This is a genomic window from Pseudomonas sp. TE31087 (assembly GCF_057284075.1).
This window is the reverse complement of sequence record NZ_JBXVNN010000001.1, coordinates 861,164-881,342: the sequence shown is the minus strand read 5'-3', so window position 1 is coordinate 881,342 and position 20,179 is coordinate 861,164. Positions and strand designations below refer to the sequence as shown.

Genomic DNA, 20,179 nt, shown 5'->3' with positions numbered 1-20,179 from the left:
CCCACGCTGGTGATGCGTATAGCTCTTTCTTAATCGAGAGCGCCGCAGCGACCTCCTGCAGGGACCGTGTCAACGCTTCATGCACCGCTGATACCGCTCATCCACCCTGCCGGCAAACCACGCCGTGGTCAGCTTGCGGGTGATCTTCGGGCTCTTCAGCTCGATCCCCGGCAAAACCGCACGTGGCAACGCCTTGCCCGCCTTCGCTTCGGCCAGGGCGAACACCCCGCGATACAGCGTGGTGTCCTCCAGTTCCAGGCCATTCTCCTTCTCCAGCTGAGCCCTGATCTGCGGATTGCGCAACCCCAGCTTCGTCCCCAGCTTGCGCGCCGCCTGCTCGGTGGTGCCGGGCAGTATGGCGCCGGGGGCGATCAGGTCGCCATCGAGCGCCAGCGCCACCCCGCTCGCCCGGCTCAAGGCCGCCTGGAACGCCGCATTGCGACTGGCGTACCAGCCCGCGTTGAAGTCGGCGAAGCGGTACAGTTGGCGTTCATAGTGGGTGGGGTAGCCGAGCAGGTGGGCGATGCCGAAGTACATCCCGCCACGGCGGCTGAACACCTCCTGGCGGATGCTGCCCGAGTGGTCGTAGGGATAGCCCTTGGCGTGCCGCTCGGCGAAGTCCACGCTGACCTGCATCGGCCCGCCGGTGCGCACCGGGTTCAACCCGCCCAGCAGCGAGCGCCCCAGCGGCAGGCCGCCGATCACCTCGTCGTACAGGGCACTGAGCTGCTTCTCGCTGCGCACGGCGAGCAGCCGTTGCTGGTATGTCTTGCCGTTGGCCGAGGGCGTGCTCAGGGCGCTATCGACCAGCAGCCGGGGCACATGCAGGCGCGCCGCCCGGCGGTCGATCTCCTCCCGGGCGATGCGTCCCAGGTTTGGCACCTGCGGGTCGGCGTTGAAGGTGGATTCCTGCTCGGTCACCGCCAACACCGCGCACAGGTTGCTCTTGCTCGGGCTGATGCCCTGGGCCTGGAACGCCACCTGGATATCCTCGGCCCAGCCCTGTCGGTCCTTGACCTGGGCCGGCAGCAGGCGCACGAGCTGGGCGCGAACCTTGGCCGGGTCGGCCTCGGCGGCTTCCTCACGTCGCCCGGCGCAACCCTGGAGCAGGCCCAGGGTCAGCAGCGCGGTGGTCAGCAGGCGGGCGTTCAGGGCTGTTCACCGACCAGGTAGGTCTTGCTGATCTGGCGGAACAGCGGGTGGCTGGAGCTGCCCAGCAACTCGAACAGCACCATCTCGCGGGTGACCACCTGCGCCCCGGCATCACGCATGCGCGCCAGGCCCGCAGCCTTGCTCTGTGGGGTGCGGCTGTCGCAGGCGTCCTCGACCACGAACACCTGCTTGCCCAGGGCGCGCAGGCCGAGCACGGTCTGCAGCACGCAGACGTGGGTCTCCATGCCGCAGACGATTACCTGTTCGCGTTCAAGCAGGCTGTTGGGCAGGCATTCGGCGGCGACGCAGGAGAAGTGCAGTTTTTCGACGATCTCGGCGGCTGGCGCTGCGGCCTTGAGGGCGGCCAGGGTGTGGCCCAGGCCCTTGGGGTATTGCTCGGAGATTACCGTGGGGAGTTTTAGTTCGGCGGTTGCCGCGAGCAGCCAGCGGGCGCGGGCTGCGGTGCCCTCGGGGTCGCTCATGGCGCCTATCAGTTTTTCCTGGATGTCGATGACCAGCAGCGTGGCCTTGCGGGGATCGATCAGCATTGGTGGTCTCTTGGTTTGGGGGAAGGGGTAGCCTTACCCAGGCGGGGGGTGGCGTCAATCGGGGCTGGTGGTTTTAAAAGCGGAACCGGTGACTGCTGGCATCTCAATTAAATGCGCCTATAGTTTTGAGGTTTGTTTTTATCTTTGCATGCGCATTCATTGGCGATGGTGACGCATCGTCACCTTTCCGCCCTTACGGCGGGTCCCTTTTTGAAGGATCAAAAAGGAACCAAAAAATCCTCGCTCCATCATCCGGCCCCTGCGCTTCGCTCCGGGGTTCCCTCGCTCCGTTCTTGCTCCCGGGAGGACCGCGCTGAACGCCCCATCCTGGGGCGCAGCGCTTGACGGCCATCCATGGCCGTCACCTCCCTCCGCAAGAACTCCGCTCGGCCTCCTGAAGTCGCAATTGGCGGCGCCTGAACTATTGCGCGCTTAGAAGCAAGAGCAAGAGTAAGAAGTGCGAAGTTAGTTGTTTGGCCATTAGTTATTTATTGGCTGTCCCGGTCCTTTCGCGGGGCAAGCCCGCTCCTACAGGATTCTATATAACAACGACTATTGCGTGGGAGCGGGCTTGCCCCGCGATACGGTCGAGAGATCAGCTAAGCTTTCAACTAGCGACAGCTGCGCCAGTCCAGGCGCCGCCCGTAACTTCGCGACTTCAGGAGGCCGAACGGAGGTCTTGCGGAGGGAGGTGACGGGCATGGATGCCCGTCAAGCGCTGGGGCCCAGGATGGGCCCTGCAGCGCGGTCCTCCCGGGAGCAAGGCCGGAGTGAGGGAACCCGGAGCGAAGCGTAGGGCCGGATGAATGGAGCGAGGATTTTTTGGTGACTTTTTGATCCTTCAAAAAGTTACCCGCCGTAAGGGCGGAAAGGTGAATAAGCGTCGACATCGCAAATGAATGCGCATACATCTATCAAAACAATCAACAATCAACGCCAACACATAAACCGCACCAACAAAACCTCACCCAGAAACCACCGGCTCACACCGCACTTCAGTCTTCACCGAATTGGCAATAAAACACTCTTCATGCGCCAGATGATGCAACCGCTCCAGTTGCTTAAAGTCAGGCCGCCGCTCCCCGGAAAACTCAACCAAAGGCCGCAAGGTGACCACGGTCATGGCCATCCGCCCAGCCCCATCAAGCGCCATTTCCCCCAGGGCATCATCAACATACCGCTCGACACAAAACCGCTGCTTGGCCGCCAACGACAGGAACCACAGCATATGGCAACTCGACAACGCCGCGACGAACGCCTCCTCCGGGTCCACCGCCGAGGCATCCGACATCGGCAAGGGCACCACATGGGGCGAGGACGAGCCCGGCACCTCCACCCCACCATCAAAACGCCACAAATGCCGCCTGCTGTAGCGGTTACCGAGAAAATCCTGCCCGTCACGATTCCAGGTCACTTGTGCGGTGTACTGCGCCATCCGATACCTCCTTGATCAAATAAACACATTGTTCAGCGCTTGCGCGCACAGATGCCAAAGGCCATGTCGCCTATGTAGATGCCCCGGGACTGAAGCCGCTCGGCCTCCAGCCGCGCCTGTAGCGTATCGATCCCGACCTGCCTGGCCGTAGCCACGCCATGGCTGATGATCCGCGGCAGGCAGGCACGAATGATATCGGCCAGGGGATAGGCGCTGTCGGGCGTCTGCACCAGGCCTTCGGCCCGCAGGTCCTCGACCTCCAGCCCCGCCTCGCTGAACAGCCGATGCAAGTTGAAACCGATGTGCAGGTCGGCCCCCTCATGGGCCAGCATGCGTTGCAGCCACTGCTGGGCCTTGCGATGCAACGCAAAGGGTTCCAGGCTGGCCGGGGTCAGGCTGCTGTCGTGCTCCTGAAAGACCATCAGCCCACCGGGCAACAGATGCCGGGCCAGCAGGCGCAAAGCCTTGACCGGCTCCGCCTGGTACATCAGCACCCGCCGCCCGACGATGGCATCGAACAACCCCAGGGACTCGGGCAGTGCCTGCAGGTCAGCCTGGACGAACTCAGGTATCGCCGCGCCCTTGGGTGTCTCACGCAAACGTGCAAGCTCCAGGGCATCAGCCGCCTGGTCAACGCCAACCACCGCGCCATCGCCGTCCACCAGGCGAGCCAGCAGCCAGCTCACATCACCGCTGCCACACCCGACGTCAAGCACGCGCATGCCCGGGCCGATACCGGCCTCGACCAGCAGGCGCGTGGTGAAATCCGCTTTCGCAAGTGCCATGCCATGCTCCTTCGCAGGTGCGCCAGTGTGCAGAGCAAAGCCCCCCGGACACAAGACTGGCCTATGCTGGTGTGGTGTTTCACAAATAACGACCATAACTCGCGACACTTTTTGCGCTCATGCGGCGTTGTCGCTCCTCGCCGTAGCTGGGCTACGACTCGTCGCGACGCCTTGCCTGAGCGCAAAAATCGCTCGCGATTTATTGGTCGTATTTGCAAAACATCACACCAGAACCACCCGCCCTTATCGGACCCGAGCATGCCCACCACCGATCCCCTGCTGGACAGCTGGCAGCACAACGCCCAGGCCTGGATCGAAGCCGTACGCTCCGGCACCATCGCCTCCCGCCGCGAGGTCACCGACCAGGCGATACTGCTGGCCGTGCTGGGCCGACAACCTGCGCGGGTGCTCGACCTGGGTTGTGGCGAGGGCTGGTTGCTGCGGGCCCTGGCGGCACGGGGCATCGACGCGGTCGGCGTGGATGGCGATGCGACGCTGGTCGCCGCCGCGCACTCGGCGGGCTCCGCGCAGGTACACCTGGCCAGTTACCAGCAGCTGGCCGAAGGTGCGGTGGACATCGGCCATGGCTATGACCTGGTGTGCGCCAACTTCGCCCTGCTACAACAGGACATCATCCCCCTGCTCTGCGCCATGCGGACCTTGCTGGTGCCCGGCGGCACGCTGCTGATCCAGACCCTGCACCCGTGGACGGCGGCTGCCGGCCAATACCAGGACGGCTGGCGCGAGGAATCGTTTGCCGGGTTCACCGGTGACTGGCGCCCCATGCCCTGGTACTTCCGCACCCTGGGCAGTTGGCTGAAGGCGCTGGAGCTGGCCGGGTTCGGCCTGCTGGCGTTGCAGGAACCACAGCATCCGCAGAGCCAGGTACCACAATCCCTGCTGCTGGCGGCACAGAGGCTGGACTGACGCCCCTGCGGCCACTCGTCGCAGCCTTTTCCTACTTGGCAAATCCTGCACAGGCCTTAAAATTCCGCCTCCTTTTCGCCCGTCGCCCCAGCCGGTGGCAACCGCCCGCAAAGACAGTGTCCGTGCCTCATCACATCGCGCATGTGCCACAGGCTCAACCGCCCCCGCCCGACCTGCCTGCATCAGGTCCGCGGTTGAATCTTGCCAAGGTCGCAGCCCGCCCAAGCCGTACTGCACGCCGCCACGACCCGGCCCGTGCAGCCGAAAAGGTGCATCTGAGCTCTTTTCAACCTTGAGGTAACTATGTCTGTGCGTTTGCTGGCGATGGCGCTGGCACCCCTGCTCGGCCTGTTCATCATTGCCCTGGGCAATGGTGTGCTGTCTTCCCTGACCACCCTGCGCCTGGGCGCCGCCGGCGAATCGGCGACCACCATCGGCGTGGTGTCCTCGGCCTACTTCATCGGCCTGACCCTGGGGGCGATCTTCAACGACCGCCTGATCCTGCGCATCGGCCATATCCGCGCCTACAGCAGCTTCGCCGCGCTGATCGGCGCGACCATCCTGCTGCAGGGCCTGTTCTACGACACCACCTGGTGGTTCGCCCTGCGCCTGATCAACGGCTGGGCCGCGGTCGGGGTGTTCCTGGTGATCGAGAGCTGGCTGCTGCTGGCCGGCGACGCCAAGATCCGCGGACGCCTGCTGGCGCTGTACATGATTGCCTTCTACGGCGCCGGGGTGATCGCCCAGGCCGGCCTGGGCGAGGTTACCGGCTGGGGCGACACCGCGCCGTTCATGGTCGCCGGCATGCTCGCCACGCTGTCGGTGCTGCCGATCGTGATCCTGCCACGGGTGTCGCCGCTACTGGATCAGGTCGAGCCGCTCAAGCCACGGCAGTTGCTGGGCGTGGCGCCGACCGGGCTGGTCGGCTGCTTCGGCTCGGGGGTCGCCATCGCCGGCATCTACGCCCTGCTGCCGCTGTACCTGCAGCGCATCGGCCTGGATGTGGGCAAGGTCGGCGACATGATGGCCTGGGTGATCCTTGGCGCCATGCTGCTGCAGTACCCGGTCGGGCGCTGGTCGGACCGCAAGGACCGCCAGGACGTGCTGATCGCCCTGGCCGCCCTGTGCACCGTGCTGTCGGTGCTGATCGTGCTGCTGCCGGCCGACACCGTGCTGCTGCCGGCGCTGCTGTTCCTGCTCGGCGGCGGCGTGTTCGCCCTGTATCCGGTGGCCGTCAGCAGCGCCGCCGACCGCGCCCCGGCCGATGCGCTGGTGCCGATGATCCAGGGGCTGCTGCTGATCAACTCGCTGGGCTCGGCCATGGCGCCGCTGGCCATTTCGCCGATGATGACCGCTTACGGCGAGGCTGGACTGTTCTGGGCCTTCGCGGTGATCAACCTGGCCATGGTCGGCTTCTTCCTCTGGCGTCGTGGCAAGCGCCCGGCACCGGAGCATCCGGCGCCGTTCGCGCCGACCGCGACCTTCTCGCCGACCGGCGCGGAACTGCGGGTGACCGAGGACCTGATGCACGCGGCCCAGGAGCACCCGACGCTGGAGGCAATGGACGCCACGCACGGCCAGCAGTCGCCGCGTCCCGACGCCCACTGAAAGCCCGCGCCAAGGACCGCCCGTCGCTTGACGGGCACCTTGGCACCACCGTGGCAGCCCAACCATGACAGGTCATCCGACAGGAGATTCATCATGGTCAATCCACGCCCCCTCGCCTTGATGCTGGCGCTGCTGCTCGGTGGCGGCGCCACCCTCAGCCTTGCTGCGACCGCCATGAACGATGGCAACAGCCACAGCGGACACGCCACAGACCAGGGCAAGACCGCCGGTGAAGACGGCAGTATCAACAATCCCGGTGGCAGCAAGGATAACGACAGCAGTGATACCGGCAGCGATTCCGACGCCGCCGATGGTGCTGCCGGAGGCTCCAACAGCACGGGTGAAGCCACAGGCTCCGGGGCCGGGGCGTCAGGTGGCAGTGCCGAGGATCAGGACAGCCGTTGACAAGGTGATGATAATTGGCGTCCGACTTGGATTTGCCGGGGCTGCTTTGCAGCCCTTTCGCGGCACAAGGCCGCTCCTACAGGCGACCGCATGATCCTGTAGGAGCGGCCTTGTGCCGCGAAAGGGTCGCAAAGCGACCCCAGCAATCCTGAGTTGGAGCGGTCATATCAAAAAATTGCAAAAACCTTGAAAGGACTTGCCCCGCGATATGCGTCAGCGCCAGTAGCGAGGCTCATCCACCACCCGCTGGTGCTCGGCAAACAGCAACGGCAACTGCTCCTTGAGAAAGTCCAGCCAGGTACGCACCTTGGCATCCAGGTAATGCCGCGACGGATAGATCGCATAGATCTCGCGCTGGCGCAGCCGGTGCGGCGCCAGCAGCCGGCACAGGCGCCCCTCCTCCATGGCCTGGCTCGCCGAGTAGTACGGCAGCAGCCCCACGCCCATGCCCAGTTCGGTGGCCTTGAGCATGGCGTCGGCGACGTTGGTGAGGAAGGTGTCCTGGGGCACGATCACACAGCTGTCGGGCTGGCCCTCGAACGACCAGTCCTCCTCGAACAGCGGGTCGACCGTGCGCAGGCAGATGTGCTCATGCAAATCCTCAGGCCGCTCAGGTACGCCGTGGCGGGCCAGGTACTCCGGGGAGGCACATAGGATGCTGTGGATGCTGCCCAGCGGGATGGCGATCAGTTGCGAGTCCGGCAGGCCCTGGCCGATGGTGATCACCACATCGTGCCCCTCGGCCAGCGGGTCGGGGTTGCGCTGCGACAGGGTCAGTTCCATCACCACTTCCGGGCAGGTGGCGTTGTAGCGTGCCACCAGCGGCATCATCAGCAACCCCAGGCCATGGGTGCAATGGAAACGCAGGTGGCCGCGAGGCGTGAGGTGGGCGCCACGGGCCTCGTCCACCGCCTCCTCGGTGAGCAGCATGATCTGCCGGGTGCGCTCGAGAAACCGCTCCCCCGCCTCGCTCATGCGCAGGCGCCGGGTGGTGCGGTGCAGCAGGCGGGTCTGCAACTGGTTCTCCAGCTCCGCGACGATCCGCGACACCTGCGCCGCAGAGATATCCAGGGCCTGGGCCGCCGCGGCGAAGCTGCCGCACTCCACTACCCGGGCGAAGGTTCGCATCGCATGCAGCATGTCCATGGGCAGGCAGCCTCATTCATACATGAAAGGCAGCAATCTATCACGTGATAGCCCATTTATTGTGAAACACAAATGAATGGATCATTAGCTATCCGCAATAAATGAGGAGCCTGTCATGAAACGTTCGATCGCCCTGCTCGCCCTGAGCGCCACCCTCGCCTCGTTTGGCGCCCTGGCCGACACCACTGCCAGCACCTACGAATACGGCATGCCGCTGGACATCGCCAAGGTCATCTCGATCACCCCGGCCAGCAATGACGCCGACTGCCAGGTGGGCACCGCGCACATGGTCTACGTCGACCACCAGGGACAGACCCGCGAAGTCGACTACCGCCAGATGGGCAATTGCTCGCAGCTGTAAGCCCTGGGAAAAATACCAGCCATCTTGCTGAAAGTGCATTTGCCCGCCCACGACACCGCCGCATGATCTGCCGGGACAACAACAAGAACGTCCCGGACCATGAATACGATCGATACCTCCACGGCCACGCCCGTGCGCGCCTGCGACGCCACCCATGCCCGCATCACCTGGCGGCTGATGCCGCTGCTGCTGGTGTGCTACCTGTTCGCCCATCTGGATCGCATCAATATCGGCTTCGCCAAGATGCAGATGAGCGCCGACCTGGGCTTTTCCGACACGGTCTACGGCCTGGGCGCCGGCCTGTTCTTCATCGCCTACGCGCTGTTCGGCGTGCCCAGCAACCTGGCGCTGGAGCGGATCGGGCCGCGGCGCTGGATCGCCACCCTGATGGTGGTCTGGGGGCTGTTGTCCACCGGCATGATGTGGGTGCAGGACGCCGCCGGTTTCTACGCCCTGCGGTTTCTTTTGGGGGTGGCTGAAGCGGGTTTCTTCCCCGGCATCCTCGTAGTGCTCAATCGCTGGTACCCGGCACGGCGTCGTGCCCAGGTTACCGCGCTGTTCGCCATTGCCGTGCCCTTGGCCGGCGTGGTCGGCGGACCGTTGTCCGGCGGCATTCTCCAGGCCTTCCATGACCAGGGCGGCCTGCGCGGCTGGCAGTGGATGTTCCTGATCGAGGGCCTGCCGGTGGTGCTGCTCGGGCTGGTGGTGCTCAAGTGCCTGCCGGACAGCTTCGAGCAGGTCGCCTGGCTCGATGCCGGGCAAAAGCATGCGTTGCGCGAGGAAATGGCCGGTGAGGAGCGGCACAAACCCATCAGCTCGCTGGCCGGCCTGCTCGGCAATGCGCAGGTCTGGCTGCTGGTGGCGGTGTATTGCGCGGTGATGCTGGCGGTCAACACCCTGGCTTTCTGGATGCCCAGTCTGATCCACGGCGCCGGTATCGGCAGCGATGGCCAGGTCGGCCTGCTCAGCGCCATCCCCTATCTGGCCGGATGCCTGTTCATGCTCGGTTGCGGGCGCTCCTCCGACCGCCAGCGCGAACGCCGCTGGCACCTGTGCGTGCCGCTGCTGATGGCCGCCGCCGGCATCGCCCTGGCCGGGTCGGCGCCGGGCAATGCCTTGCTGGTGATGACCGGGCTGGTGATCGCCGGCATGGGTGCCAGCGCCGCGCTGCCGATGTTCTGGCAACTGCCGCCGGCGTTCCTGGCCGGTGGCGCCCAGGCCGCCGGCATCGCCATGATCAGCTCGTTCGGCAGCATCGCCTCGTTCGCCGCGCCCTACCTGATCGGCTGGATGCGCGACAGCACCGCCAACCCGGGCTTGGCCCTGCAGGTGCTGGCCGTGGCCATCGTGCTCGGTGGCGTGCTGGTGCTGAAGGTACCCGCCAGCGTGGTCAACCCGAAATGAATGGGCTCAGGCCAGCAGCTCGCGGATCCAACCGGCCTGGCGGGTCATGTCGCGCACTTTTTCATCGGGCACCGGCTGGCGTGCCCGAGCGAAGTTGTCCAGGCTCTGTTGCTTCTGGCGCAGCATGCGCTGCCACTTGAACAGAAAAGCCGGGCTGCGCGCCTGCATCAGCAGCGGGCCGAAGTACAGCTGCTCGGCCGTATAGGCGACCGCCTCGGCACGTTCGGCGACGATGATTTCGTAGTCGAAGCGGTTTTCCCGCAGCACTTCCTCACCGACGATCCGGTAGCCGTTGTCCATCAGCCACTGGCGCAACGCGGGCTCGCCGCCGTTGGGCTGCAGGACCAGGCGCTCGTGCCCGCCTAGGTGCTGCTTGCCGGCCTCGAGAATGTCGCGAATGGTCTCGCCGCCCATGCCACAGATACTGATCGCGGTAATCCCATCACCCGGCTCGATGGCCGCCAGGCCACTGGCGTGCCGCACCGTGATGCAATCATCCAGGCCATTTTCGCGCACGGTACGCCGTGCAGCCTCGTAGGGCGTGAGCGCCACCTCGCCGGCCACCGCCGCGACAATCGCACCGCGGCGCACCAGCGCCACTGGCAGGTAGCCATGGTCTGAGCCGATATCGGCCAGGCGCGCCCCGGCCGGCACCTGGGCGGCCACGCGCTCCAGACGCATGGACAATGTGTGTTCGTTCAACGCAAGCCTCTTCTGACAACCTGGGCCCGGCACCTGTGGCCGGGTCGGGGCGCGATTCTGACCGCCCGTGCCGCGTATTTCAAATGCCCGCGACCGGCCGGCCGCCTCGACCTGCCCGACCCGCTCGCGTAGGCTTGGCGGTTTCCTTCCGTTGCAAGGCGAAACCCCATGGCAAACAGCAACATCATCTACACCCCAGACCCGGACGCCGACTCGATCTCCTCGGACGTTGCCGAGTACAACGGCATCCTGGTCAGCACCCAGATCCCCGTGCAGGCCGACGGCAGCCTAGAGCTGGGCGACATCACCACCCAGTGCGAATGCACCCTGCAGGCACTCAAGGTCGCCCTGGAACGCGCCGGCAGCTCGATGGACCGAGTGCTTCACCTGACCATCTACCTGACCGACATGGCCGACCGCGCCGCCTTCAACGAGGTGTACCAGCGGTTCTTCAAAAAGCCGTGGCCAGTGCGCGCGGCGGTGGGCGTGGCTTCGCTGGCGTTCGAGGGGATGCGTGTGGAAGTGACGGCGATGGCGGCCAAGGGCTGATTGGTCCCTCAAGGGCCGCACCTATTGCGGCCCTTTTAGGATCCACCGTCCGATATGCTATGGAAACTTCCGTATGACGGCTGTTCACTGATACTGCGCACTAGTGCATTGCTTTGAGTCGCCACCCACTCAGCTGCATATTGCGAGGCTTGTTCAGTGCGAGATGGTGTAACGACCTCGCTTAGTCTGTCATCCATGCCTTTAAAGGCTTTTATTAAAAACTCCAATTGCTTGTCGATTTCAGCGCCATTACTTCCGATTAATCGGTCATGTGCTTTGGACGCAATAGTCATAGCTGATACTGCTCCTACCGCACCCACATCAGCGTACTTAGCCCCAGACCAACTAGCCGGTACAAAGTAGAAATACAGACCAGCCACCCCGCCCACGACAGCTGCCCCAGCGCTGGATATGGCACCTTTTATATGATCACTTTTTTCCCAAGGCAGGACTCTAGGCCCTGACGGCAATCCATTTTCCTTCAGTATCCCCTGAAGCGTCTCGATCCTACTTATCTTTGATGCCATTTCAATATGATGAAAAACCTTCTCTGCCCCCCACCCTCCGAAAGCCAGGGCTGAAATCGCCAATCCCGACCTGGTATCCTCCTTACCGTTCGGATCATGAAAGTTAACAGGGTCTCCATGACAATAGGCATAGGCATTGACCCCGCCTACCCCAAAAGGGCTCAACCGATCAGGTGAGTGGAACCGCATCACGAACGGATTGAAGGTCCGATGTCCATTTCCCAAATGATAATGCCCCGTCAACTGATCACGAGCTTGCCCGCAATAAGCCAACACGGCTCCCCGCCTGTCGGAATGTCCTCCATATGGCGTATAGACCCTGGCCGGCCCGGAGCCACCCAGTACTGATCGCTGCAGGTCGGTTACGGCCAACAAACAGGTGGATGTCATGGCAATACCTTTGCCGAGAAGTAATGGCCCCGACGCTATCACCGTTGCCAGACAGGCATAACTGACAAAAATGCCAGGCGCCACCCGCTCTGCCGAGTTGACACGCCCCTGACCGCCATTTCCGCCAAGTTCATCGGTTAAGGATGCCCCCGCCCCGATTCACCGCTACAATGCCCGCCTTACCGTGACAGCCCGAACCTATAACGACATGTCCCTTCCAAAGCACCACCTGGAACTGCTCAGCCCTGCCCGTGACGTGAGCATCGCCCGCGAGGCGATCCTGCACGGCGCCGACGCCATCTACATCGGCGGCCCGAGCTTCGGCGCGCGCCACAACGCCTGCAACGAAGTCAGTGATATCGCCGAACTGGTGGAGTTCGCCCGCCGCTACCACGCCCGCGTATTCACCACCATCAACACCATCCTCCACGACAACGAGCTCGAACCTGCCCGCAAGCTGATCCACCAGCTGTACGACGCCGGTGTCGACGCGCTGATCGTGCAGGACCTGGGGGTGATGGAGCTGGATATCCCGCCGATCGAGCTGCACGCCAGCACCCAGACCGACATCCGCACCCTGGAGCGGGCCAAGTTCCTCGACCAGGCCGGCTTCTCCCAGCTGGTGCTGGCCCGCGAGCTGAACCTGCAGCAGATCCGCAGCATTGCCGCCGAGACCGACGCGGCCATCGAGTTCTTCATCCACGGCGCGCTGTGCGTGGCCTTCTCCGGCCAGTGCAACATCTCCCACGCCCAGACCGGGCGCAGCGCCAACCGTGGCGACTGCTCCCAGGCCTGCCGCCTGCCGTACACCCTCAAGGACGACCAGGGCCGCGTGGTGGCCTTCGAGAAGCACCTGCTGTCGATGAAGGACAACAACCAGACCGCCAACCTGCGCGACCTGGTCGATGCCGGCGTGCGCTCGTTCAAGATCGAGGGCCGCTACAAGGACGTGGGCTATGTGAAGAACATCACCGCCCACTACCGCAAGGAACTCGATGCCATCCTCGAGGACCGTCCTGAACTGGCCCGCGCCTCGAGCGGGCGTACCGAGCACTTCTTCGTGCCGGACCCGGACAAGACCTTCCACCGTGGCAGCACCGACTACTTCGTCAGTGATCGCAAGATCGACATCGGCGCCTTCGATTCCCCCACCTTCACCGGCCTGCCGGTGGGCGTGGTGGAGAAAGTCGGCAAACGCGACCTGCTGGTGGCCACCGATGTCCCGCTGACCAACGGCGACGGCCTCAACGTGCTGGTCAAGCGCGAGGTCGTGGGTTTCCGCGCCAACATTGCCGAACTCAAGAGCGAATCCGAGGAAGACGGCCAGAAGCGCTACCGCTACCGCGTCGAACCCAACGAGATGCCCGAGGGCCTGTACAAGCTGCGCCCCAACCACCCGCTGTCGCGCAACCTCGACCACAACTGGCAGCAGGCGCTGCAGCGCACCTCCGCCGAGCGTCGGGTCGGTGTCGAGTGGCATGCGGTACTGCGCGAACAGCGCCTGATGCTCACCCTCAGCAGTGAAGAGGGTGTCAGTGTGCAAGTGGCCCTCGACGGGCCGTTCGGTGCCGCCAACAAGCCACAGCAGGCCCTGGACCAACTGCACGACCTGCTTGGTCAGCTGGGGACCACGATGTACCACGCCACGGCCATCGAGCTCGATGCACCACAGGCTTACTTCATCCCCAACTCGCAGCTCAAGGCCCTGCGCCGCGAAGCCATCGAGGCGCTGACCGCAGCACGGATCCAGGCGCACCCACGGGGCGGACGCAAGGCCGAGACCACGCCACCGCCGGTGTACCCCGAGTCGCACCTGTCGTTCCTGGCCAACGTCTACAACCAGAAGGCCCGCGACTTCTACCACCGCCACGGCGTGCAGCTGATCGATGCCGCCTACGAGGCCCATGAAGAGCACGGCGAAGTGCCGGTGATGATCACCAAGCACTGCCTGCGCTTCTCCTTCAACCTGTGCCCCAAGCAGGCCAAGGGCGTGACTGGCGTACGTACCAAGGTGGCGCCGATGCAACTGATCCAGGGTGACGAGGTGCTGACCCTGAAGTTCGACTGCAAGCCTTGCGAGATGCACGTGATCGGCAAGATGAAGAGCCACATCATCGACCTGCCGACCCCAGGCAGCGCGGTGGCCCAGGTGGTCGGGTACATCAGCCCGGAAGACCTGCTCAAGACCATCCCGCGCGCGCCGCACTGAAAGACGACCCGCCGTCGCTCCGCAGGATTTCACCGGCGGCGGGTCTAGACTGAACAGGGGGCTGCCACACGTGGAGGTGTGAGATGAGCCAGTTCAAGCGATTGTTGGTCATGCTCGGCCCGCAGATGCGCCACACGCCTGCCCTGCAGCGCGCCGCGGCGCTGGCCGAATCCAGCGGGGCCCTGCTGGACCTCAATGTCTTCGTCGACGATGTCGACACTTTCGGCCTGATGAGCGACAGCCGCGAGCGCGAACGCCTGCTCGAGGACAACCGCCAGTGGCTGGCCGACGAGGCCGAGCAACTGCGCAACGCCGGCCTGGATGTCTCCACCGAACTGCTGCTGACCCGCGATCCATTGTGCAGCGTGCTGGAGCAGATCGAGCGCCTGGGCTGCGACCTGCTGGTCAAGGACGTGCAGCACGAACCCATCCTCAAGCGCCTGCTGGTCACCCCTTTGGACTGGCAACTGCTCAAGGACAGCCCGGTGGCGGTGCACCTGGTCAGCGACATCCGCCTGCCCCTGCCCCGACAGATCGCCGCGGCGGTCGACCTCAACAGCCATGGCAGCGGCGAGCACCTGGACGACCAGGTGATCCGCAGCGCCCACGCCCTGGCCCTGCAGTGCAACGCCGAGCTGCACCTGTTGCACGTGTGTGATGCGACCAGGACCCATATCGCCGACTTCGGCGCCGGCACCGTGACCATGCCCGGGTTCGACACCAGCGTGCGCACGGCCCAGCGCACGGCGTTCAACCGCTTGGGCGACCACTACCAGATTGACCTGGAGCGTCGTCACTTCCTCGAAGGCCCGGCGGTCAAGGCGATCACCCAGTACATCGCCGCCCACCGGGTGGATGTGATCGTCATGGGCAACCACCGGCACGATGCCTTGCAGGCGTTTCTCGGCGGCACCACGGCGCATGTGCTGGAGCACCCGCTGTGCAATGTGCTGGCGATCAAGGCGGTGCGTTGAGGCAGCATCGCGGGGCAAGCCCGCTCCCACGCTGCGGGAGCGGGTTTGTTCGGTTCAGAACCCTTTGCTGTAGAACAGCGAGTACGACTCGATCCCATCGTTAGGCTGCTTCAGCCCAGCGTTGGAATAGTGCATCGCACGGATGCCGATCTTCTGCTCCGCCGGCAGTTTCAGGCCAAAACCGATCCGGTCCTCGAAGTTCACCGACGAGCCCAGGCGCTGGTCGCCCACGTCGGTCTTGGAGAATGCCGCCAGGCCGATACCGGCCTCGATGAACGGGGTGTAAGTGAAACCACTGAACTCATAGACGAACACCGGGCTGAACGACAGCGAGTGAGCGCCGCTGGCCTCGCCGCCTTCCCAGTAGGTGTAGGCCGCGTCCCAGTAACCGGTCAGGTGGCCGGTGCTGCTTTCCAGCCATTTCTTGTCCCAGTCGAACGACATCCCGATACGGTAGGTCATGTCGCCCTGGCCAGTGGCGCCGACGGCACCGGACACCTGGGCGGCCTGGGCCAGGTTGGCGCCGGCGAATGCCAGCACAGCGGCAGCCAACGTAGTGGCGAGACGGGTCTTCATCAAATGACTTCTCCTGATGGTCTTCACGGGCAGGCGCGCGACCTGGCGCGTGCCTGCGGGCAAGTGGGGGCTGCGCCCCTCGTTGTGCACCAGCGCCCCGGCACATCCAACCGGGTTACAAGTGGTAATACTTCCTCGATTATTGTCCGAATATTCCGATAGTGGAAAGTGATTTGCCACTATTGGCTAAGGACATTGCGTTCCATTCAAGGGTTCAGTCGTATTTTGCCTCTTCGTGTTTGCCGCGAAGGCTCCTGCGCCTATGAGATCGAGCGCCGCCCGCGCGGCGCTCGATCTCATAGGCGCTGCAAGCCTAACGGCGGACACGTGGTAGCCCTCACTAGGTCTATCGCATAGCGCCCCAAAACACCTTGAAAGGACTGGCCTCAGCGCCAGTTCAGATCAACCCGCGCCGGCGCCTTGCCATCCACCGTCACCTGCTGTTGCACGGTACGGCCATCGGCATTGCCGATCACCCGGTAGTGCCCGGGAGGCAACTGCACGAAGATCAGCGGCCCGACGTCCTGCAGCGCCAGCACCGATTGCCCCTGGGCCGACTGGATATCCAGCGCGGCACCGCTCTGGAACTTGCCGTCCGGGCCGGTCGAGAGGGTGATGTGCAAGTCATAGCCGGGCGTGCGGCGCAGGGCATTGGCCTCGTCCTGGCCGATGCCGCCCTGCAGGTAACGGATGCCGTTCTGTTCCTGGGGCTGCAGCTGCACGCCTTGCGAATCGATGGGCGCGTTCAGGTCGGCGGCCGCCGCCAATGTCCAGGGCATGGCCAAGGCCAGCAACAGCGCCGCGCACAGGCCGTAATGATGGGTACACATGGTGCATTCCTCCCGCTTGGGGATGGTCTACACAATTTGGAGGATTTTCCGAGGCTGGGGTTCGCATCCCGGCGCACCGTTAGTCCGTCAGGGCGTAGGCAGCTCTCGACGCTCTTCCAGCAGCTTGATGAACATGCTCAGGCTGCGCGACACCGTGCCCCGCCGCCACACCAGCCAGGTCTTCAGGTAGCGGAAGTCCTCGGCCATCGGCCAGGCACTGACCGTGCTGCACCCCGGCATGTTGTCGAGCATGCTGCGCGGCATCATCGCCAGGCCCGCGCCGGCACTGACGCAGGCCAGCATGCCGTGGTACGACTCCATCTCGTGAATCTTGCCCGGCACCGCCTGGTCATGGACGAACCAGCTCTCGAAATGGTGGCGGTACGAGCAGTTGGCACGAAACGCGTAGATGCTCGAACCGTTCACATCACGGGCACGGGTGACCGGTGGGTGGTTGAGCGGCGCGATGACCATCATCTCTTCTTCGAACACCGGCATGCCTTCGAGCGTCGGGTGCAGCACCGGGCCATCGACGAAGGCCGCCACCAGGCGCCCGGACAGCACGCCTTCGAGCATGGTCCCCGACGGGCCGGTGGAGAGGTCCAGGTCAACCTTGGGGTAGCGCTGGTTGTACGCCGCCAGCAAGGCCGGGATGCGTACCGCCGCCGTGCTTTCCAGCGAACCCAGGGCGAAGGTGCCCTGGGGATCCTCACCCGCCACGGTCAGCCGCGCCTCATGCACCAGGTCGAGAATGCGCCGGGTGTACTCGAGGAAATTCCAGCCGGCCGGCGACAGGCGCAGGCGGCTTTTCTCGCGGATGAACAGCTCGACGCCCAGGTCCTCCTCCAGCTGCTTGATGCGGGTGGTCAGGTTCGACGGCACCCGATGGATCTGCTGGGCGGCGGCGCTGATGCTGCCGTGCTCGGCCACGGCCTTGAACATCTCGAGTTGCACCAGGTCCACGGTCATTCTCCAAACGTGAATGTTTCGCTCATTATTATTCAGTTTTCATTAAAGCACGCTACCCCTAGTCTGGGCTCACCCGATCAAAACAATGAGAGTCCTGCCATGAGCGAGATCAGCAGCCTGACCCACGCCATTTCCGTCGACCCCTACAGCGGCGAACGGATCGGCCACTACGCCTTCGACACCGACGCCGCACTGGACGCGGCGCTGCAACGCGCCAAGGGGGGCTACAACCAGTGGCGCAAAGTGTCGCTGGGTCAGCGCAGCGAGTATCTGGTCGCGCTCGGGCAAGCCCTGCAGGTCAACGCCGAGGCCTTCGCCCAGATGATCGCCCGCGAGATCGGCAAACCGATCAGCCAGGCCCGCGGCGAAGTCAACAAGTGTGTCGGCCTGTGCCAGTGGTACGCCGAACACGGCCCGGCCATGCTGGCGCCGGAGCCGACCCAGGTCGAAAAGGCCCGCATCGAATACCGCCCGCTGGGCCCGATCCTCGCCGTGATGCCGTGGAACTTCCCGGTCTGGCAGGTGCTGCGCGGCGCGGTACCGGCGCTGCTGGCGGGCAACACCTACGTGCTCAAGCACGCGCCCAACGTGATGGGCAGCGCCTATCTGCTGGCCGACCTGTTCAAGCGCGCCGGCCTGCCTGAAGGCGTGTTCGAGGTGCTCAACGTCACCCCCGAAGGCGTCACCCGCGCCATCAACGACCCGCGCATCGCCGCCATCACCCTCACCGGCAGCGTGCGCGCCGGCATGGCCATCGGCGCGCAGGCCGGCGCCGCACTTAAGAAGTGCGTGCTCGAACTGGGCGGTTCCGACCCGTTCATCGTGCTGGCCGACGCCGACCTCGATGCCGCGGTCAAGGCCGCCGTGATCGGCCGTTACCAGAACACCGGGCAGGTCTGCGCCGCCGCCAAGCGCCTGATCGTCGAGCAAAGCATCGTCGAAGCGTTCACCGAGAAGTTCGTCGCGGCCACCCGCGCGCTGACCATCGGCAACCCACTGGACGACGCCACCTACATCGGCCCGATGGCCCGCTACGACCTGCGCGACGAACTCGACGGCCAGGTCCAGGCAACCCTGGCCGAGGGCGCCACCCTGCTGCTGGGCGGCAGCAAGATCGAAGGCGTGGGCAACTTCTACGCGCCTACCGTGTTCGCCAACGTCACCCCGGACATGACCGCCTTCAAGCAGGAACTGTTCGGCCCGGTGGCGGCGATCATCAGCGCCCGCGATGCAGACCACGCGGTGGAGCTGGCCAACGACAGTGAATTCGGCCTGGCCGCAACGATCTACACCGCCGACTATGCCTTGGCCGAGCGCATGACCGCGGCTTTGGACACCGGTGGCGTGTTCATCAACGGCTACTGCGCCTCTGACCCTCGCGTGGCGTTCGGCGGTGTGAAGAAGAGCGGGTTCGGCCGTGAGCTGTCGCACTTCGGCGTGCGCGAGTTCACCAACGCCCAGACGGTGTGGCTGGATCGCAACTGATCCTCTGCCTCAAACCCTGCGCGCCCCCTGTGTAGGAGCGGCCTTGTGCCGCGAACGGGGCGCGTAGCGCCCCCAGGGCCTGCGCCACAAGACAGATCGCCGGGGCCGCTCTGCGGCCCGTTCGCGGCACAAGGCCGCTCCTACACAGGAAGTTCGGCAACTGCCGGAAACCGCCCAAGCAGACCTTTCGTAATCAGTTTCCCCGACCACGCCTGAGCGTCTCGCTCGGCAGTTCGCGGAACAGCTGGCGGTAGCTTTCGGAAAACCGCCCCAGATGCCAGAACGACCAGCGCATGGCCACCTCGGCCACGGTCGCGTCGCCTGCCAGCAAGTCGCGCCGCGCGCCGTTCAGCCGCCGCAGGCGCAACCAGTGTGCCGGCGGCAGGTTGGTGAAGCCCTTGAAGGCTTGCTGCAACTGACGCACGGAAACCCCGGCGACCTTGGCCAGCTCCACCAGGTTGAGGGTCTCGTCGGGGCAGTCGGCGGCCCATTCGCTGACCCGGCGCATGATCGCCCGCTCCTCGTCGCGCCGTCCGAGCGCCTCGCCCTGCAGACGCTGCCCAGCGTTGTCGAGGATGAACAGGCAGTCCTCCAGCAACTGCTCGGCCAACGCCCTGCCCTCCAGCGGGCAATCGGCCTGGCCCAGCCGGGTCAGGGTGGCGCTCAGCCAGTTGCCGAACAGGGCATTCTGCTGGCAGGTCAGCGGCACCATGAACAGGCCGCGCAGACGCTCCAGGTCAAGGCCATGGCTGGCCAGGAACGGCTGCTCGAACACCACCGCCACTTCCTGGTAGTTCTCCGGGGTGATCCAGATGTTGCGGCTGTCTTCGTTGAGCAGGTAGAGGCTGTTCTCGCTACGGTCGAAGCAGAACGCCAGGGCACCGCTGGGGGCGCGGAAGAACTGCTCGACCCGGGTGTTCAGGCGCTCCTCGTACACCTCGACGCCGTCGAGCCCCAGCCAGCGCAGCTGGCCGTTGAAATGCCCGGGGGACATCTGCCGGTACTGCTGCTGCCAGCCCGGGGTGGCGCGGGTCTGTTCGGTCACGTCGGTGGTGCGGATGTCCTGGACCTGCAAGGCGGTTGGCGTTGTCACGCGCTGTCCTAGTTGCACTCTTTTGGTGCATTGAATGCCGAAGAAAGTGGATAGATCGCCCGGGGGGCAGCGACCAAGATAGTCCTCAGCGTCACCTGTGGGAA

The 20,179-nt window shown here is 64.7% G+C and carries 20 protein-coding genes; 9 read left to right on the top strand and 11 right to left on the bottom strand.

All coding sequences use genetic code 11. The features are described from left to right. Positions 1-69 precede the first annotated feature (69 nt). From ACZ899_RS04085 to ACZ899_RS04070, 4 genes are all read right to left on the bottom strand, one after another. Positions 70-1,152, bottom strand: coding sequence for a DUF1615 domain-containing protein (locus ACZ899_RS04085; protein ID WP_324256566.1), 1,083 nt, complete (start codon positions 1,150-1,152; stop codon positions 70-72). Then, complete coding sequence (locus ACZ899_RS04080) at positions 1,149-1,700, bottom strand: hydrolase (RefSeq protein ID WP_234562323.1); 552 nt, start codon at positions 1,698-1,700, stop codon at positions 1,149-1,151. The genes ACZ899_RS04085 and ACZ899_RS04080 overlap by 4 nt, the downstream gene beginning before the upstream one ends. A gap of 964 nt (positions 1,701-2,664) precedes the next feature. Continuing rightward, positions 2,665-3,135: an OsmC family protein gene (locus tag ACZ899_RS04075; protein WP_232855502.1), complete on the bottom strand. Its 471-nt coding sequence runs from the start codon at positions 3,133-3,135 to the stop codon at positions 2,665-2,667. A 32-nt stretch (positions 3,136-3,167) separates the two neighbouring features. Next, on the bottom strand, positions 3,168-3,920 hold the full coding sequence (locus tag ACZ899_RS04070; RefSeq protein WP_203652418.1) for a methyltransferase domain-containing protein: 753 nt from the start codon (positions 3,918-3,920) through the stop codon (positions 3,168-3,170). A gap of 258 nt (positions 3,921-4,178) precedes the next feature. Here ACZ899_RS04070 and ACZ899_RS04065 point away from each other — a divergent pair, with 258 nt between their 5' ends. The 3 genes from ACZ899_RS04065 to ACZ899_RS04055 all read left to right on the top strand — a co-directional run bounded on the left by ACZ899_RS04065 (position 4,179) and on the right by ACZ899_RS04055 (position 6,860). Further along, complete coding sequence (locus tag ACZ899_RS04065) at positions 4,179-4,847, top strand: class I SAM-dependent methyltransferase (RefSeq protein WP_234562833.1); 669 nt, start codon at positions 4,179-4,181, stop codon at positions 4,845-4,847. Between the two features lie 303 nt (positions 4,848-5,150). Beyond that, positions 5,151-6,455, top strand: a complete 1,305-nt coding sequence (locus ACZ899_RS04060) for an MFS transporter (RefSeq protein ID WP_232855505.1) — start codon at positions 5,151-5,153, stop codon at positions 6,453-6,455. Positions 6,456-6,548: 93 nt separating this feature from the next. After that, positions 6,549-6,860, top strand: coding sequence for a hypothetical protein (locus tag ACZ899_RS04055; RefSeq protein WP_234562832.1), 312 nt, complete (start codon positions 6,549-6,551; stop codon positions 6,858-6,860). A 213-nt stretch (positions 6,861-7,073) separates the two neighbouring features. Here ACZ899_RS04055 and ACZ899_RS04050 read toward each other — a convergent pair whose 3' ends face one another. Continuing rightward, the gene (locus ACZ899_RS04050) at positions 7,074-8,006 is read right to left on the bottom strand and encodes a LysR family transcriptional regulator (protein WP_234562831.1); all 933 of its coding nucleotides are present in this window, start codon (positions 8,004-8,006) and stop codon (positions 7,074-7,076) included. A 115-nt stretch (positions 8,007-8,121) separates the two neighbouring features. On the opposite strand from ACZ899_RS04050, the gene ACZ899_RS04045 reads away from it, so the two are divergent. Together ACZ899_RS04045 and ACZ899_RS04040 are read left to right on the top strand one after the other, a co-directional pair. Continuing rightward, positions 8,122-8,367 (top strand): DUF2790 domain-containing protein, encoded by a 246-nt coding sequence (locus ACZ899_RS04045; protein ID WP_110738166.1) that lies wholly within the window; start codon positions 8,122-8,124, stop codon positions 8,365-8,367. A 99-nt stretch (positions 8,368-8,466) separates the two neighbouring features. Further along, positions 8,467-9,771, top strand: a complete 1,305-nt coding sequence (locus tag ACZ899_RS04040) for an MFS transporter (RefSeq protein WP_234562830.1) — start codon at positions 8,467-8,469, stop codon at positions 9,769-9,771. A 6-nt stretch (positions 9,772-9,777) separates the two neighbouring features. Here ACZ899_RS04040 and ACZ899_RS04035 read toward each other — a convergent pair whose 3' ends face one another. After that, on the bottom strand, positions 9,778-10,473 hold the full coding sequence (locus ACZ899_RS04035) for a tRNA (adenine(22)-N(1))-methyltransferase (protein ID WP_326491861.1): 696 nt from the start codon (positions 10,471-10,473) through the stop codon (positions 9,778-9,780). A 168-nt stretch (positions 10,474-10,641) separates the two neighbouring features. On the opposite strand from ACZ899_RS04035, the gene ACZ899_RS04030 reads away from it, so the two are divergent. Continuing rightward, positions 10,642-11,022 (top strand): RidA family protein, encoded by a 381-nt coding sequence (locus ACZ899_RS04030; RefSeq protein WP_234562829.1) that lies wholly within the window; start codon positions 10,642-10,644, stop codon positions 11,020-11,022. A 35-nt stretch (positions 11,023-11,057) separates the two neighbouring features. On the opposite strand, the gene ACZ899_RS04025 is transcribed toward ACZ899_RS04030, so the two are convergent. Next, positions 11,058-11,939, bottom strand: a complete 882-nt coding sequence (locus ACZ899_RS04025) for an RHS repeat-associated core domain-containing protein (RefSeq protein WP_442800062.1) — start codon at positions 11,937-11,939, stop codon at positions 11,058-11,060. A gap of 208 nt (positions 11,940-12,147) precedes the next feature. Here ACZ899_RS04025 and ACZ899_RS04020 point away from each other — a divergent pair, with 208 nt between their 5' ends. Together ACZ899_RS04020 and ACZ899_RS04015 are read left to right on the top strand one after the other, a co-directional pair. Continuing rightward, positions 12,148-14,148 (top strand): peptidase U32 family protein, encoded by a 2,001-nt coding sequence (locus tag ACZ899_RS04020; RefSeq protein WP_234562828.1) that lies wholly within the window; start codon positions 12,148-12,150, stop codon positions 14,146-14,148. A gap of 83 nt (positions 14,149-14,231) precedes the next feature. After that, complete coding sequence (locus ACZ899_RS04015; protein ID WP_234562827.1) at positions 14,232-15,122, top strand: universal stress protein; 891 nt, start codon at positions 14,232-14,234, stop codon at positions 15,120-15,122. A 54-nt stretch (positions 15,123-15,176) separates the two neighbouring features. Here ACZ899_RS04015 and ACZ899_RS04010 read toward each other — a convergent pair whose 3' ends face one another. The 3 genes from ACZ899_RS04010 to ptrR all read right to left on the bottom strand — a co-directional run bounded on the left by ACZ899_RS04010 (position 15,177) and on the right by ptrR (position 17,491). Then, on the bottom strand, positions 15,177-15,698 hold the full coding sequence (locus ACZ899_RS04010; protein WP_050705601.1) for an acyloxyacyl hydrolase: 522 nt from the start codon (positions 15,696-15,698) through the stop codon (positions 15,177-15,179). Between the two features lie 386 nt (positions 15,699-16,084). Next, entirely contained in the window at positions 16,085-16,528 is a 444-nt protein-coding gene (locus ACZ899_RS04005) for a carboxypeptidase regulatory-like domain-containing protein (RefSeq protein ID WP_234562826.1), read from the bottom strand. An 87-nt stretch (positions 16,529-16,615) separates the two neighbouring features. Further along, positions 16,616-17,491 (bottom strand): putrescine utilization regulator PtrR, encoded by an 876-nt coding sequence (ptrR, locus tag ACZ899_RS04000; protein WP_186733201.1) that lies wholly within the window; start codon positions 17,489-17,491, stop codon positions 16,616-16,618. Between the two features lie 105 nt (positions 17,492-17,596). Between ptrR and ACZ899_RS03995 the strand changes: the two genes are divergently transcribed. Further along, a complete protein-coding gene (locus ACZ899_RS03995; protein ID WP_234562825.1) occupies positions 17,597-18,982 on the top strand; it encodes an aldehyde dehydrogenase family protein in 1,386 nt (461 codons plus the stop codon). A gap of 193 nt (positions 18,983-19,175) precedes the next feature. On the opposite strand, the gene ACZ899_RS03990 is transcribed toward ACZ899_RS03995, so the two are convergent. Beyond that, positions 19,176-20,075, bottom strand: coding sequence for a helix-turn-helix domain-containing protein (locus ACZ899_RS03990; RefSeq protein WP_050705595.1), 900 nt, complete (start codon positions 20,073-20,075; stop codon positions 19,176-19,178). Between the last annotated feature and the right edge of the window lie 104 nt (positions 20,076-20,179).

Coding starts and splice junctions, on each gene's coding strand:
- ACZ899_RS04080 (WP_234562323.1), bottom strand. CDS start 1,700: ATGCTGATCGATCCCCGCAAGGCCACGCTGCTGGTCATCGACATCCAG.
- ACZ899_RS04075 (WP_232855502.1), bottom strand. CDS start 3,135: ATGGCGCAGTACACCGCACAAGTGACCTGGAATCGTGACGGGCAGGAT.
- ACZ899_RS04070 (WP_203652418.1), bottom strand. CDS start 3,920: ATGGCACTTGCGAAAGCGGATTTCACCACGCGCCTGCTGGTCGAGGCC.
- ACZ899_RS04065 (WP_234562833.1), top strand. CDS start 4,179: ATGCCCACCACCGATCCCCTGCTGGACAGCTGGCAGCACAACGCCCAG.
- ACZ899_RS04060 (WP_232855505.1), top strand. CDS start 5,151: ATGTCTGTGCGTTTGCTGGCGATGGCGCTGGCACCCCTGCTCGGCCTG.
- ACZ899_RS04055 (WP_234562832.1), top strand. CDS start 6,549: ATGGTCAATCCACGCCCCCTCGCCTTGATGCTGGCGCTGCTGCTCGGT.
- ACZ899_RS04050 (WP_234562831.1), bottom strand. CDS start 8,006: ATGGACATGCTGCATGCGATGCGAACCTTCGCCCGGGTAGTGGAGTGC.
- ACZ899_RS04045 (WP_110738166.1), top strand. CDS start 8,122: ATGAAACGTTCGATCGCCCTGCTCGCCCTGAGCGCCACCCTCGCCTCG.
- ACZ899_RS04040 (WP_234562830.1), top strand. CDS start 8,467: ATGAATACGATCGATACCTCCACGGCCACGCCCGTGCGCGCCTGCGAC.
- ACZ899_RS04030 (WP_234562829.1), top strand. CDS start 10,642: ATGGCAAACAGCAACATCATCTACACCCCAGACCCGGACGCCGACTCG.
- ACZ899_RS04025 (WP_442800062.1), bottom strand. CDS start 11,939: ATGACATCCACCTGTTTGTTGGCCGTAACCGACCTGCAGCGATCAGTA.
- ACZ899_RS04020 (WP_234562828.1), top strand. CDS start 12,148: ATGTCCCTTCCAAAGCACCACCTGGAACTGCTCAGCCCTGCCCGTGAC.
- ACZ899_RS04015 (WP_234562827.1), top strand. CDS start 14,232: ATGAGCCAGTTCAAGCGATTGTTGGTCATGCTCGGCCCGCAGATGCGC.
- ACZ899_RS04010 (WP_050705601.1), bottom strand. CDS start 15,698: ATGAAGACCCGTCTCGCCACTACGTTGGCTGCCGCTGTGCTGGCATTC.
- ACZ899_RS04005 (WP_234562826.1), bottom strand. CDS start 16,528: ATGTGTACCCATCATTACGGCCTGTGCGCGGCGCTGTTGCTGGCCTTG.
- ACZ899_RS03995 (WP_234562825.1), top strand. CDS start 17,597: ATGAGCGAGATCAGCAGCCTGACCCACGCCATTTCCGTCGACCCCTAC.